The 14,958-nt window shown below is 73.2% G+C and carries 8 protein-coding genes; 2 read left to right on the top strand and 6 right to left on the bottom strand.

The genetic code is table 11. The features are described 5' to 3' along the window. Positions 1-59 precede the first annotated feature (59 nt). Positions 60-563 (bottom strand): hypothetical protein, encoded by a 504-nt coding sequence (locus CBP52_RS17200; RefSeq protein ID WP_157732717.1) that lies wholly within the window; start codon positions 561-563, stop codon positions 60-62. A gap of 312 nt (positions 564-875) precedes the next feature. On the opposite strand from CBP52_RS17200, the gene CBP52_RS17195 reads away from it, so the two are divergent. Continuing rightward, entirely contained in the window at positions 876-1,046 is a 171-nt protein-coding gene (locus tag CBP52_RS17195; RefSeq protein WP_094181986.1) for a YegP family protein, read from the top strand. Positions 1,047-1,106: 60 nt separating this feature from the next. Here the strand turns inward: CBP52_RS17195 and mfd are convergent, their stop codons facing one another. From mfd to CBP52_RS17180, 3 genes are all read right to left on the bottom strand, one after another. Further along, positions 1,107-4,721 carry a transcription-repair coupling factor gene (gene mfd / locus CBP52_RS17190; protein WP_094181985.1) on the bottom strand — a complete coding sequence of 1,205 codons (3,615 nt, stop codon included), beginning with the start codon at positions 4,719-4,721 and terminating at the stop codon, positions 1,107-1,109. Positions 4,722-4,922: 201 nt separating this feature from the next. After that, positions 4,923-6,134: an acyltransferase family protein gene (locus CBP52_RS17185; protein ID WP_157732716.1), complete on the bottom strand. Its 1,212-nt coding sequence runs from the start codon at positions 6,132-6,134 to the stop codon at positions 4,923-4,925. Next, positions 6,065-7,228 carry an acyltransferase family protein gene (locus CBP52_RS17180; protein WP_094181983.1) on the bottom strand — a complete coding sequence of 388 codons (1,164 nt, stop codon included), beginning with the start codon at positions 7,226-7,228 and terminating at the stop codon, positions 6,065-6,067. Before CBP52_RS17180 ends, CBP52_RS17185 begins: the two co-directional genes overlap by 70 nt. A 149-nt stretch (positions 7,229-7,377) precedes the next feature. On the opposite strand from CBP52_RS17180, the gene CBP52_RS17175 reads away from it, so the two are divergent. Beyond that, positions 7,378-8,688 (top strand): hypothetical protein, encoded by a 1,311-nt coding sequence (locus CBP52_RS17175; protein WP_094181982.1) that lies wholly within the window; start codon positions 7,378-7,380, stop codon positions 8,686-8,688. A gap of 70 nt (positions 8,689-8,758) precedes the next feature. On the opposite strand, the gene CBP52_RS17170 is transcribed toward CBP52_RS17175, so the two are convergent. Continuing rightward, entirely contained in the window at positions 8,759-13,891 is a 5,133-nt protein-coding gene (locus CBP52_RS17170) for a PKD domain-containing protein (RefSeq protein WP_094181981.1), read from the bottom strand. Positions 13,892-14,124: 233 nt separating this feature from the next. After that, a complete protein-coding gene (locus CBP52_RS17765) occupies positions 14,125-14,841 on the bottom strand; it encodes a hypothetical protein (RefSeq protein WP_157732715.1) in 717 nt (238 codons plus the stop codon). Between the last annotated feature and the right edge of the window lie 117 nt (positions 14,842-14,958).

Below are 14,958 nucleotides of genomic sequence, written 5' to 3'. Positions count from 1 at the left end.
TTGCCCCCCCTGGTCGGTTGGCGGCGCCCGGGCAGGCGCCGCCAACCGACTCGTCGCGACTAGTAGTTCAGGTAGGAGTAGAACGCCTTGCCCGAGGAGCACACGTCCGGGCGCGACGGGATGTCGAGGCACGTCTTCACGAGTGCGTCCACACGGACCTTGACCGGCTTCATCGTCACCGAGTACGTGTGGACCGGAAGGGACTTGTACCGCGTCCAGATGTGGTTCTGCTTGCCGAGCTGCGACTTCGACGACTTCTGGTGGGGCCCGAGATTGCCGATCGCCGCGATGGACTTCAGATGGACGTAGACCTTGTGGTCGTCCTTGTTGTCGAGGTAGTAGTACGCCCCCGTGATCTTCGAGACGGCGCTGGAAGACCCCTTCGTCAACGACCAGTTCCCGAAGGTCTTGCCCGTGCTGCCGTAGCCCTTGGCGACCTGAGGCGACGAGCTCGTCGCGTACGCGATGGTGACCGCGCCGGCCGCCGGTCCGATGACGGCCATGCCGACGACGACGGCGAGGACCGCCATGAAGCGGCGCCGCTTGGACATTGGTGTACCCATGTGTTCCCCCTGCTCTGCTCTTACGTGGGAGCACCGCAGCCCTGCGGCGCCCGCCGGTGGGAACGATCCCATCCGGCCGAGGCAAAATCTAGTGAAACGTCACGAACGGCACATCGACGGCGCAAGCCTCCTGTGGAAAAGGAGGCGACAGGCGTCAGTCGCAACGCTCCGCACGGGCCGGCGGCACCGTGGCGCTGACTCCGGACCCGGCCCGCCCACACGGGTGAAAGCGCGGGAGCCGTCTACCTCGGGCGCGGACCGCGGGTGTTGGCTGGGCAGCGTCATGCAACGGCGCGTGGATGGAGCAGCCCGATGAAGTTCGAGATCGTCAAGAGCGACAACGGCAAGTGGTTCTTCCGGATCGTCGCGCAGAACGGCAACGTCCTCGCCCACAGCCAGCAGTACACGGAGAAGGCGTCGGCGAAGTCGACGGTCGAGTCGATCAAGAAGAACGCGGCGGACGCCGCGGTCGTCGAGGCGTGACCCCACCTGCGCGCCCGGACCCCCTCCCGGGCGCGCAGGCGAGGTCGCATGACGGCCCGGTCAGCGGGTCGTGCCCACCTTCGCGGCGGCGGAGACGTCGTTGAGGACGACCGCGTCGATCAGCTGGCGGCACCACGTGAGCACCTCGCGGCCGTGCAGCGGCTTGCCGCCGATGCGCGCGGTCGTCGGGAACGGCACGAGCACGGTGCGCAGCGCGGGCTTGAGGACGGTGCCCGGGTAGAGCCGCTTGAGGCGCAGCTGCGCGGACTCGGGCAGCTCGACGGGTGCGAAGCGCACGAACTTGCCCTGCGCGGTGATGTCCGACAGGCCGGCTCGTCGGGCGTGCTGGCGGAACTGCGCGACCTCGAACAGGTTGTCGACGGCCTCGGGCACGGGGCCGTAGCGGTCGACGAGCTCGGCGTGCACCTCGCGCAGCGCGGTGTCGTCGGTGGCGACGGCGATCTTGCGGTACGCCTCGAGGCGCAGCCGCTCGTGCGCGATGTAGTCGTGCGGGATGTGCGCGTCGACGGGCAGCTCGATGGTGACGTCGGGCAGCTCCTGCGGCACGTCGTCGCGGAACGCGGCGACGGCCTCGCCGACCATGCGGATGTACAGGTCGAAGCCCACGCCCTCGATGTGCCCGGACTGCTCACCGCCGAGCAGGTTGCCCGCGCCGCGGATCTCGAGGTCCTTCATGGCGACGGCCATGCCGGCGCCCAGGTCGGTGTTCGCGGCGATGGTCTGCAGGCGGTCGTGGGCGGTCTCGGTGAGCGGCTTCTCCGGCGGGTAGAGGAAGTACGCGTAGGCCCGCTCACGGCCGCGGCCGACGCGCCCGCGCAGCTGGTGCAGCTGCGACAGGCCGAGACGGTCGGCACTCTCGAGGATGAGGGTGTTGGCGTTGGAGATGTCCAGGCCGGTCTCGACGATCGTCGTGCAGACCAGCACGTCGAACCGCTTCTCCCAGAAGTCGACGATGACGCGCTCGAGCTGGTGCTCGCCCATCTTCCCGTGCGCGACGGCGATGCGGGCCTCGGGCACGAGCTCGTTGAGGCGCGACGCGACGCGTTCGATCGACTCGACCCGGTTGTGGACGTAGAACACCTGCCCCTCGCGCAGCAGCTCGCGGCGGATCGCGGCGGAGATCTGCTTCTCCTCGTACGGTCCGACGAACGTCAGGACGGGGTGGCGCTCCTCGGGCGGGGTCGCGAGCGTGGACATCTCGCGGATCCCGGTGACGGCCATCTCGAGCGTGCGCGGGATCGGGGTGGCGGACATCGCGAGCACGTCGACGTTGGTGCGCAGCGCCTTGAGCGTCTCCTTGTGCTCGACGCCGAACCGCTGCTCCTCGTCGATCACGACGAGCCCGAGGTCCTTGAACCGCACGCCGCCCGTGATGAGCCGGTGCGTGCCGATCACGACGTCGACGGACCCGTCGGCGAGACCCTCGAGGATCTCCTTGCTCTCCTTGGCGGTCTGGAACCGCGAGAGCGCCTTGACCGTCACGGGGTACGGCGAGTAGCGCTCGGCGAACGTGTCGAAGTGCTGCTGGACCAGCAGCGTCGTCGGGACGAGGACCGCGACCTGCTTGCCGTCCTGCACGGCCTTGAACGCGGCGCGCACCGCGATCTCGGTCTTGCCGTAGCCCACGTCGCCGCACACGAGCCGGTCCATGGGGATCGGCTTCTCCATGTCGGCCTTGACCTCGTCGATCGTCGCGAGCTGGTCGGGCGTCTCGACGTACGCGAACGCGTCCTCGAGCTCGCGCTGCCAGTGCGTGTCCGGGCCGAACGGGTGGCCCGGGGTGGCCATGCGCGCCGAGTACAGGCGGATCAGCTCGGACGCGATCTCCTTGACCGCCTTACGCGCCCGCCCCTTCGTCTTGGCCCAGTCCGCGCCGCCCATGCGGTTGAGGCTGGGCGCCTCGCCTCCGACGTACTTGGTGACCTGGTCGAGCTGGTCGGTGGGGACGTACAGGCGGTCGCCGGGCTGGCCCCGCTTGGACGACGCGTACTCGATCACCAGGTACTCGCGCGTCGCGGCGGCGGCGCCCGAGCCGATGGTGCGCTGCACCAGCTCGACGAACCGTCCGACACCGTGCTGCTCGTGCACGACGAAGTCCCCCGCGCGCAGCTGCAGCGGGTCGACGACGTTGCGCCGCCGGCTCGGCATGCGGCGCATGTCCCGCGTCGAGGACCCGGCACGCCCGGTCAGGTCCGACTCGGAGAACACCGCGAGGTGCTGCGCCTCGGCGACGAACCCGGGACCGACCGGAGCGGGCGTGACCAGGACGACGCCGCCCGCGGGCTCCTCGTCGATCGTCGCGACGAGCCGCGCGGGGCAGTCGGCGGCCTTCAGCTGCTCGACCATGCGCTGCGCGGGGCCGTGACCCTCGGTCGCGAGCACGAGCCGCCAGCCGGCGCGCTGCAGCTCACGCACGTCGGCGACCGCGCGGGCGACCTCACCGCGGTACCGCTCGACCTCGCGCGCCGCGACGACGAGCGTCTCCACGCCGTCCGTGTCACGCACCGGCGCGTCGGCGCTCTCGTCGTCGGCGCCGGCGTCCAGCGTGAACCCGGACAGCGTCCACCAGCCGAGCCCGCGGACCTGCGAGAGCGCGCGCACCTCGGCGAACGTCGCGAACGACGCCGCGGACAGGTCGAGCGGCGTCGCAGCACCCGCGGCGGCCGAGGTCCACGCGGCCTCGAGGAACTCCTGGGTGGTCGCGACGAGGTCGTGCGCGCGCCGACGGATGCGCTCCGGGTCGGCGAGCACCAGCAGCGCGTCGTCGGGCACGAGGTCCAGCACGGGGACCATGCGGTCGACCAGCACGGGCGCGAGCGACTCCATGCCCTCGACCGCGATGCCCGCCGCGAGCTTGTCGAGCATGTCCACCGCGCCCGGGAGCTGCGGCACGAGGGACGTCGCGCGCTCGCGCACCGCGTCCGTCAGCAGGATCTCGCGGCACGGCGGCGCCCACAGCCCGTGGTCCGCGACCTCGAGCGACCGCTGGTCCGCGACCGAGAACCACCGGATCTCCTCGACGTCCTCGCCCCACAGCTCGACACGCAGCGGGTGCGACTCGGTCGGCGGGAACACGTCGATGATGCCGCCGCGCACCGCGAACTCGCCGCGCTTCTCCACCATGTCGACCCTGCTGTACGCGGCGTCCACGAGCCGCTGCGTGAGGTCGTCGAGGTCGACGCGGTCCCCCACCGCGACCTCGACCGGGCGCAGCTCCCCCAGGCCCTCGACCACGGGCTGCAGGAGCGCGCGCACGGGGACCACGAGCACGCGGATCGGACCCGCCGGGCCGCGCTCCGGCGTCGGGTGCGCGAGCCGGCGGAACACCGCGAGGCGCCGTGCCACGGTGTCGGCGCGCGGCGACAGCCGCTCGTGGGGCAGCGTCTCCCACGCGGGCAGCACCGCGACGTCGTCGTCGGGCAGGTAGCAGCGCAGCGCGTCGGCGAGCTCGTCGGCGTCGCGGCCCGTCGCGGTCGTCACGACGAGCGGGCGCCCACCCACGTGACCGCCCGCTCCGGCGAGCGCCGCGAGCAACGGCGGCCGGATGCCCGCCGGTCCGACGACGTCGACCTCGCCACGCGCGGGCACGGCCTCGAGCGCCGCGGCGGCGGCCGGGTCGGCGAGGAGGGCGGGCAGCAGTCCGGTGAGGTCCATGGGTCCTTCACGTTCGTCGGGCGGGCAGCGGTCGCGGGGCTCCTCGGGAGTGCCGCGGGCAGCACGAGCACCCCTGCTCCGGCGACGACGAGGGCGCGGGACCGGGCGAACCGGTCGGCGCGCACCGCTGCCACGCGGGGTCAGGGGGCGTCGTCAGTGTACGAGCCGCCACCGACACCGTCCCGGGGGCGCGGAGGTGCGTCAGGCGCCGCGACCGGAGTCCACGGGCGCCGGGCGCCCGGGTGCGCGCGCGTCGACCGCGGCCAGCCGCTCCTCCCACCGGCGCGGCATCGCGAACGCCGGGACGAGCGCGTGCGCGCGCCGCGCCCCCGCGTGCACCGCGAGGCTCAGCACGACGACGAGCGTGGTGACCGCCGGCGGGTAGAGCAACGACCCGACGGTCGTCGCCGTGACGTCGCGCGCGAGCCCGCCCGCGTACGCGAGCAGCAGCGCGAGCCACAGCGGGTGCAGCACGTAGATCGGCAGCGTCTGGCGCCCGAGGAGGAGGCCGAGCCGACGCAGCGGCTCCCACCGGACCGCGAGGACGACGACGAGCACCGCGAGCACCAGGAACGCCAGGCACCGCACGACGAACACCACGGCCTCGGCGAGCTCCACCCCCTCGGCGAGCCGCCCCGACGCGGTGGCGGCGACAGCGAGGCCCGCCGCGAGGAGCAGCGCGCCCCACGACGCCCGCTCGCCCAGCCGGCGCAGCGGGCCGGCGCCGTACACGCCGACGGCGAAGAACAGGAACATCTCCGGCACCTTGGCCCACATCTGGTCCGACGACGTCAGGACGTGCGTCGCCAGGCACAGCGCGACGAGCCCCGACAGCACGGCCCACGGGGGCACGCGGTGCAACGCCCCGAGCACCGCGATGTACACGGCGAGCGCGAACACGTACCAGAGCGTCGTCTCCGGAACGACGAGCTGGCGCAGCAGGTCACCGACGCCGTCGACCCGGTGCGGCAGGCTCGGGTCCCGCACCACCGCGTAGAACACGGCGTACAGCAGCAGCCACACGACGTACAGGTAGTAGTTGCGCGCGACGCGCAGCGTCAGGCCGCCCGGCCGCCACCCGAGCCGCACCCGACGCGCGACGACGAGGCCGGAGACGGCCAGGAGCACCGGCATGCGCGCGCTGCCGAGCACCCCGTACACCCGGCCCCACACCGACTCCCCGGCGTCCGCGGTGGGTGCGTCCACGGCGAGCAGGTGCCAGAGCACGACGTGCGCGAGCACGACGGCGACCACGGAGTACCCGCGGACCGCGTCGACCCACTCGAGCCGACCGACCGTGGGAGCGGTGCGCGCCGGGGCGACGTCTCGCGCGGCCAGCGCGCTCACCCCCCGGGCCGGGTCGCGGCACGCGACGCGCGTGCGGCCCGCCGCCGTGCGGCGACGTCGAACCACGCGGGCGGCTCGTACAGCCACCCGGCGCCGACGCGCTTCGCGCCGCGTTCGAGGGCGAGCGTCGCGACGATCGCGGCGGCGGCGAGCAGCGGGGGGCCGAGCACCGCGACGGCGGGCGAGTCGACCGCGCCCCAGCTCTTGAGCAGCGCGGCGGTCACGATGATGAGCGGCGTGTGCGCGAGGTAGACCGGCAGGGTCCGTGCGCCCAGGTCCCGGAGCACGTGCGACCGGGACAGCGCCCGGCTGACCGCGATCCCGGCGGCGACCCCCAGGACGCAGTTCACGAAGTACAGCCCGGGTGCCTCACGCAGGTCCGCGGCCCACAGCCCGAACGCGACCGCCGCCCACAGCGCGACGACGCCGACCATCGGCAGCACGCGCGCCTCGGAGCCGCGCCGCAGCACCACGTCGCGCAGGTGGAGGCCGACGAGGAAGAACACGTAGTACTTGACCGAGCCGTTCCACCCGGGGCTCGCTGTCTCCCACCCGGACAGCGCGATCGCGGAGCCGACGGCGGCGACGCCGATCTGGACGGCCACGGGCACCCGGCGCGTCAGCTTGGCGACGACGAAGAACAGCGCGAGCGCCCAGATGAACCACAGCTCGAGCCGCGGGACGAACGGCGAGAGCACGTACGGCTGCAGCACGTTCGACAGGAACGAGCCGGTCCCCCGCATGCGCACGCCCACGTAGTACGCGAGCGAGCCGACCGCACCCCACACGAGGAAGACCCACAGGTACAGCCGGATCTTGGAGTGCCACAGCGCGGTCCACGCGCCGCGCACCCACTTGCCCGCGAACAGCCCGGCGAGCGTGAAGAACAGCGGCATCCGCAGCGACGAGACCACGACGTTCGCCTCGACCCAGGGCCTGACGTGCGCGCCCGCGCCGAGCAGCCAGTTCGACGAGTGGAACAGCACGACGAGCGAGATCGCGATGCCGCGGCCGGTGTCGACCCACTCGACGCGCGGACGGCGGGGCCGCGGGGCGTCGGGCACCGCCTCACCCTCCGCAGCGGCCTGCACGGGAGCCGGTGCCGTCGCCTCGACGACACCCGGCTTCGCGGGCCCCGAGGGCGGTCCAGCGCTGCGCATGCGAGCGAGTCTATGCGGGCAGAACGGGCGAAACAGGGGCCAGACGGGCGAAAAACGGCACACCCGTCCGGGTCACGAGGGTGCGGGTGCGACGATGTGGCGGAACCGGGCCGCACGGGTGCCGGTCTCGACCGACCTCGGGGAGGGACGTGTCCCGGACGGCGACCTCGGCGCCCGCGTGGCTGACGGCGCGGGTCTCCGCGCCCCACGTCCTCGTCGTCGTCTCGCTGCTGGCCGTCGGCAGCGGCCGGGTCATGGTCAAGTCCGTCACCCTGGGGACGATCGTCGCGGTCGCGCTGCTGCCGATCTGGTGGCGTCCCGTGCGCGACCTCGTCGGGATCCGGACGCTCGTCGGCCTGGGCGGCCTCGCCGCGGTCGTCGGCGTGTGGCTCACGTGGTTCCACGAGGCCGACCACGCGACCTCGACGAACCTGCTGGTCGGCAACACCTCGACGGTCCTCGACGCGGTGCTCGGCGCGGCGGTCGTCGCGTGGGCGCGCACCGTGCTGCGGGACCCCGTGGTCGCCGCGTGGTTCGGCGTGGGGATGCTGCTCGGCATCAGCACCGGCGGGCGGTTCCTGGAGAACCCCTGGCGGTTCGGCTTCTCCGTGCCGCTCATCGTGCTGCTGCTCGGCCTCGCGTGGGCGTCCGGCCGCGGGTGGCTGCAGGTCGTCACCGCGCTCGGGCTCGCGGGCGTCTCGGTGATGAACGGCGGCCGCTCGACGTCCGCCATGCTCGTGCTGGCCGCCGCCGTGACCATCCAGCAGACCGCGCGCCGCGCGACGACGCGCGCGGGCTCGCGCGTGCGCGCGCTGCTCATCATCACGAGCCTCGTGGCCGCCCTGTACCAGCTGGGCCAGGTCGCGATCCTCGACGGCCTCCTCGGCCAGGACGCGCAGGAGCGCACCGAGGCGCAGATCGCGCTGTCGGGCTCGCTGCTCGCCGGCGCCAGGCCCGAGAGCGGGGCGACCCGCGCGCTCGTCGTCGCCCATCCCTCAGGGTTCGGCTCCGGGACGCTGCCGGGCACGCGCGACGTGTTCGTCGCGAAGACCGGGATGGCCGAGCTCAACTACGACCCGCACAACGGCTACGTCGAGAAGTACATGTTCGGCAGCGGCTTCGAGCTCCACTCCACCGCGGCCGACCTGTGGGTCCGCTTCGGCTTCGCGGGCGTGCTGCTGGCGCTGTGGGCGGCGTGGCTGGTGGTCCGCGGGTACACGGGCGCGATCGCGACGCACACCGCGAGCGCCCTGCTGACGTACCTGGCCGTCCGCACGCTGTGGAACCTCGCGTTCAGCCCGCTGTCGAGCTCGAGCACCCTGCTCGCCCTCACGCTCGGTCTCCTCGCCGTGCGTCGTGTCGCGACCTCGTCGCCGCCGGACCTCACCGGGGACGTCGTCGAGCAGGTGTACGACGACGAGCGCGGCGCCCGACCCGAGCGCAGCCTCCCCGCCCGCTGACCCGCGTCCACCGCATGCGACGAGGCCCGGGGTGGGACCTGCCCACCCCGGGCCTCGTCGTACGTGCGGGTCAGACCGCGCGCGCCACCAGGTCGTCCCAGACGAACACCAGCGACGGGTCGCCGGTCGCGCCACCGTGGTAGACCTCGAACCCGACACCGCCGGGCTCCTGCAGCGCCGCGTTGTTGTCCGTCGTCGAGACGCGCCACTGCTCGGGCTCCGGCTGTCCGGCGACCCAGACCTTGGCCCGGATCGTCGTCGGCGAGGTCCCGGTCACCTGGACGCGGACCGCGAGCGGCGTGCCCGGCTCGACCACGAGCCCGCCGACCGCGCCGCCGGAGATCGCCGTCGTCGTGCCACCGACCGTCCGCACCGCGTGCAGCTGGACGGTGCCGTCGGCCGCGATGCGCACGCGCCCGCCGTACGCCGCGTCGCCGACGGTCCGGCCCTGCAGCGTCGCGAACGAGGTGCCGCCCGGCACGCGGTCGAGGTCGAGCGTCGCCACCGCGTCGGTCGACTCCTGCGAGACGGAGTTGAGCCGGGCGCCCGTGGTCCCGCCGCGCGGCACCGTCATGACGCCCTTGCCGCCCGAGACGGTCAGGCGGGCGCCGGGACCGACCGAGGTCCACGCGCCGCCGACCTGGGCGTCGCCCCAGCCGTTGGACGCGGTGCGGCCGAACGCGTCCTGCGCGAACGGGCCGCCGGGCGCCGGCGCGGTGACCGTCACGTCGTGCGCGACCGTGGCGGTCAGCCCACCGGCGTCCGTGACGGTCAGCCGCACCTCGTAGGTGCCCGCCTCGGCGTAGGTGTGCGACGCGGTCGCGCTCGTGCCGGTCGTGGGCGCCGAGTCGTCACCCCACGTCCAGCTGTACGACGCAATCGCACCCTCCGCGTCGGACGAGCCGGAGCCGTCGACGGACGCCGTCAGCCCGGCGGCGCTGCTCGTGAACGCCGCGGTGGGCGCGGTGTTCACGGGCGGCTCGGGCTCCTCCGGCTCCTCCGGCTCCTCGGGCGCCTCGGCACCGACGCGCTGCGCGAGCAGGTCGTCGACCGAGAACACGAGCGACGGTGCACCGGTCGCGCCGCCGTGGTACGCGACCACGCCCACGCCGCCGGCGGTCTGCAGCGCCGCGGTGGAGTCCGTCGTCTGGACCCGCCAGGCCGCCGGCTCCGGGGAGCCCGCGGGCCACGCCTTCGCCCGGATCAGCGTCGGGTTCGTGCCCTCGGCCTCGACGCGGACCGCGATCGCGGCACCCGGCGAGTACGTCAGGCCGGACACGGCACCGCCGGCGATCGCCGTGGTCGTGCCACCCACCTCGCGCGTCACGTGCAGCTGGACGGAGCCGTCCGCGGCGAGCCGCAGCCGGCCGCCGTAGGAGTCGGCGTCGACGCGACGAGCCTGGAAGGTGACGAAGGAGTTGCCGGTCGACAGGGCGCCCAGCGAGACCTTGCCCGTCAGGGACGTGTCGCTCGCGGCGACGTCGCCGAGCACCGCGCCGCTCGTCGCGCCGCGCGGGGCCGTGATGACCCCCGCGCCGCCCGCGACCGACAGCCGGTTCGCCGCGCCGACCGCGGTCCACGCGCCGCCCACCGGGGCGGTGCCCCAGCCGTTGCTCACGGTGCGCGCGAAGTCGTCGCGGACGAACGGGGCGTCCGCCGGCGGCTCGGTGACCGTCACCTCGTGCGTGACGCTCGCGGTCGCACCGTCGTCGTCCGTCACGGTCAGCGTGATGGTCTTGTCGCCCGGCGTCGCGTACGTGTGCGTCGCCGTCGAGCCGGACCCGTTCGGCGTCCCGTCGCCCCAGCTCCACGACCAGGACGCGACCGACCCGTCCGGGTCGCTCGACCCGGTGCCGTTCACCGAGACGACCAGGTGCTGGACCTCGGAGGTGAACGCCGCGACCGGCGCCTGGTTGGCCGCGACCGTGACCTCGTGCGTGACGCTCGCGGTCGCGCCGTCGTCGTCGGTCACGGTGAGCGTGATCGACTTCGTGCCGCCGGTGGCGTACGTGTGGGTCGCTGTCGCACCCGTGGACGTCGTGCCGTCGCCCCAGGCCCACGACCAGCTCGCGACGGTCCCGTCGGCGTCGGCCGAGGCCGAGCCGTCGACGGACACCGCGAGGTGGTCCGCCTCGACGTCGAACGCGGCCGTCGGCGGCTGGTTGGGCACCGGGGCGCCCGAGCCGACCGAGTAGTGCTGCGCCACGGTCGCGGCGTCGAGGACGCTGCCGTAGACGGCGACCTCGTCGATCGTGCCCGCGAACCACGCCTGCGGTCCCCAGGTGGTGTCGCCGCCGACCCGCCAGTAGCCGGTGTACACCTGCTGCGAGGTCTGCGCGTGGGTCCCGCGCAGCACGCCGTCGACGTACAGCTTCATGCCGTCGGGGCCCTGTGTGGCGACCATGTGGTGCCATGCGCCGTCGTTGTACGACGCGGGCGTCGTGATGGTGTTCGCCTCGCCGGTCCACACACCGAACGTCAGCTTGCCGTTCTCCTCCATGTACACGTGACGGTCGTAGTTGCTGCTCGTCCCGGTCGCGGCGTCACCGAACCCGATGAGCTTGCCGCCCGCCGTGGTGGTCGTCTTGAACCACAGCTCCTCGGAGTAGACGTCGGGGCCGTTGAAGTCCGCCTGGCTCGCGACCAGCCCGTTCGTGCCGCCGAACGTCACTGCGGTGTTGCTCGTCCCGGCGAGCGCACCCGCCACGCCGCGCGTCAGGCCGCCGCTGTACGTGCCCGGGTAGGACAGCGGACCGGTGTCGGCCGCCGTGGCACCCGCCGCCTCACCGAGGCGCCAGTACAGGTCGGGGTTCGCCGCGCGTACAGCGGCGCCGTACGCGTCGGCCGGCACCGGCGTGACGCTCGAGGTGCGCCCGGAGGTCACCCAGTGCGCGTCCACCTGGGCCGCGGTGAGCGGCTCGTCGTAGATCGCGACGTCGTCGATCGTGCCGGCGAAGTACGCCGCCGCCGTCCACGGGCTGTCGCCACCGATGCGCCAGTAGCCGTTGTAGCTCTGCGCGCTGGTGACGCTCGTCTTCTGCGCGACGCGCTTGCCGTCGAGGAACAGCTTCATGCCGTCCGGGCCGAGCGACGCCACCACGTGGTGCCACGCGCCGTCGTTGAAGCCGGTCGCGCTCTGGACCGTCTGCGACGAGCCCGGGTACACGCCGAACAGCACGCGCCCGGACGTGTCCATGTAGACGTGCCGGTCGTAGCTCGTGGAGTTGCCGGTCTTCTCGTTGCCGAAGCCGATGATCTTGCCGCCGGCCCGTGTCGTCGTCTTGAACCAGCCCTCGATCGCGAAGGTCTGCGGACCCGCGACCGCGGTCTGCGTGGCCACGAGGCCGTTCGACGACCCGCTGAACGTCGACGCGGTGTCCGTGTCGCCGGTGATGGCACCGGCCGCGCCGCGCGTGACGCCCGCGGACGCCACCGCGTCGTCGCCGCCCGCGTAGTCCGTCACGGTCGTCGTCCCGGTCGGCTCGGACAGGCGCCAGTAGTGCGCCGCGCCGTCGTCGAGCACCTTCGTGCCGTACGCGCCGACCGTCTTGTCGCTCACGGTGACCGAGGTCCACGCGGACGAGGCCGAGTTCCCGAACGGGTCTGTCACGACCACGCGGTACCTCGTCGTCGTGCCCGGTGTCAGGGACGGGTCACGGTCGGTGAACCGCATCGTCTTGACGTTCCAGAACGTCGTCGACAGCGTCTCGACGTGCACCGGCGGGTTGTTCTGCGTCTGCCGGTAGACGGCGTAGGTCAGCGTCTCGTTGTCCCGGTCGTAGTTCGACTTCCAGGAGACGCGCACCTCGCCCACCTGCACCGAGGTCGCGGTGACCGGGTAGTTCGACCCGGACAGGCGCGGACCCTGCTGCATGGGCGCCTTGTCGATCGTCGTGAACCGCACGAGGCCCTGCTGGCCCGCGCCGTTGACCTGCGTGAACTCGCCGCCGAACACGACGTAGTCGTCCTTCGCGGTGACCGTCCACGGGCCCTGCGACTTGCCGGTGTACGTGCCGGCGTTGATCGTCGGGTACCAGTTCAGGATGGTCGGCGAGGGCTCGCCGTCGTGGTCCGGGTACCCGTAGATGTCGGGGGTGTTGATGCGCGTCGCCCACTTCGTGAGCGCGGTCGCGCGGTACACCGACCACGGCGTCGTCTGCGGGAAGCCGCCCGAGTTGCCGCAGTAGTGCTTGTGGCTCGCCGAGTAGACGACGTCACCCATCGGATACGACGAGTACGTGTCGCCGTGGCAGTCCTCGACCCACAGCTCGGACCCGGTCGCCCAGTCCGCCGCGAACGTGCCCTCGACGTTCCCGCCGCCACCGAAGTGGTAGCCGGTGCCGTAGAAGTTCTCGCCGTCGGTCTCGAGGCTGAGGATCGCGGACTCGGTGCCGCCGTTGCGGATCTGGGTGTTGACCGGCAGCGGGAGCAGCGTGCCGTCGGTCGCGAGGCGCGCGAGCCCGTAGCCCGGGTTGGACGAGCCGTTCACCGACGTGAACGCGCCGCCGAGCACGACCGACTCGCCGTCGGGGGCGACGACGAGCGCCTGGATCGCGCCGCCGTCGATCGTCGCGGTCAGCGGCAGGTTCCCGCCGTCCGAGGCGCGCAGCGCCGCGAACCGCTGGCGCGTCTGCCCGTTGACGCTCGAGAAGTTGCCACCGATGTAGACGGTCGAGTTGGTGACCGCCACCGCGTTGATCCCGGAGTTCACCGTCGGCCGGAACGTCGAGATCAGCGCGCCGGTCGCGGTGTCGAACGCCGCGATCCGGTAGCGGGCCTGCCCGTTCACCGACGTGAAGTTCCCCACCGCGTACAGCCGCGTGCCGTCCGGCGAGAGCGCGAGGTCGTCGACCTCCGCGTTCAGGTCGGGCGCGAAGGAGCTGTCCAGCGCACCGGTCGTCAGGTTGAACGCCATCATGTTGTTCCGGACGACCTCGCTGGTGCCCGGGGCCGCACCCGGCGGCCGGGCCCGCGTGAACTCACCCCCGACGTACACCTTGTTGCCGGCGGGCTGCAGGTTCCACACGACGCCGTTGACCTGCGCGGTGGGGAGCCCGTCGGCCGAGACGGTCACGGGGTTGTCGGGGTTCGGCGGCGCGGTGTCGGCGAGCGCCGACGGCGCGACGACGACGGCCAGCGCCGACGTCACCGCGCACGCGGCCAGGAACCCGATGGTGCGCGCGAGGCGGCTGGTGACGGCCATGTGCGTGTCCTCCCGAACAGGCGGGCGCGGAGGCGTCGCGGGTGCGACGATCGGCCCGACTCTAGGGCGAAAGGGACATATCGGGACCTGGGCGATCGGGTGAACCGGCGTGTGCCGCGGGTGAAAACGGGCTTGTGTACCGGTTTGAGGCGTGCGGCGTCATTCGACCGGGTGATAGGCCCGTCCGCCGACCCGCGTGAGCCCCGGGCGAGACCCCGGGGCGGACTCGGGGCTCAGACGCCCGCGGGCCCCCGGAACAGCGCGATCGTCGTGCCCACGCCGAGGTCCAGCTCGATCGTCACGTCGCCCCGGTCGGCGACCGCGACCGTGTGGACGAACACTCCCGTCGCGTCCGCACCCGGCGCGACCTCGCCCGGGAACGCGCGCGAGCCGGTGGACAGCGGGAGCTCGGGAGTCAGCCCGGGGCCGGAGTAGACGTTCAGGACCGCGAGCGACAGGTCGAGCGGCTCGTCGGTGCCGTTGTGCACCTCGACCGTCACCTCGAGCGCCGGACCGCCGACCTCACCCGGCAGCTCGGCCTTCCCGGTGACCGCCCGGATCGAGGCGACGCGCGCCGTCACGCCGGGCGACGGCTCGGCCGTGGACTCGATCGGGGCGAGCGTGACCGCCCGGCCGTCGGGCCGCGGGGTCGGCGTGGGGAGCACGCCCGGGGCGGCGCTCGACGGCTCCGCCGAGGCGGCGGGTGTCGTCGGCGCGTCCGAGACCGTCGGGCCGGGCGCCGGTGTCGACGCCGTGGTCGCCCCTGCGGTCGACCCTGGGGTCGACGCGGCGGCGGTCGAGGGGGCGCTCGTCGGGTTCGCACCGTCGTCGGAGCGCCCGGAGGTCACCGCGAGGACGATCAGGACGGCGAGGACGACGACGCCGGCGGCGGCCGCGATCCGCACCGTCCGCCTGCGCCCACCTGCCGAGGCGGTCTCAGCCTCCGTCACGACACACCCCCAGGATCCGAACGACAGCCGACCGGGTCCCCGACGGCGCCAGGGCTCGGGTCAGTGTAGAGACCACGGGGGGTCACCCGGACCGAGTTCGCGCGGTCCGCATCCGGG

Origin of the sequence: Cellulomonas sp. PSBB021 (assembly GCF_002240455.1) — a bacterium.
Lineage (GTDB): Bacteria > Actinomycetota > Actinomycetes > Actinomycetales > Cellulomonadaceae > Cellulomonas > Cellulomonas uda.
Note: the sequence above shows the minus strand (reverse complement) of the source record. Positions and strands in the feature narration are given on the sequence as shown.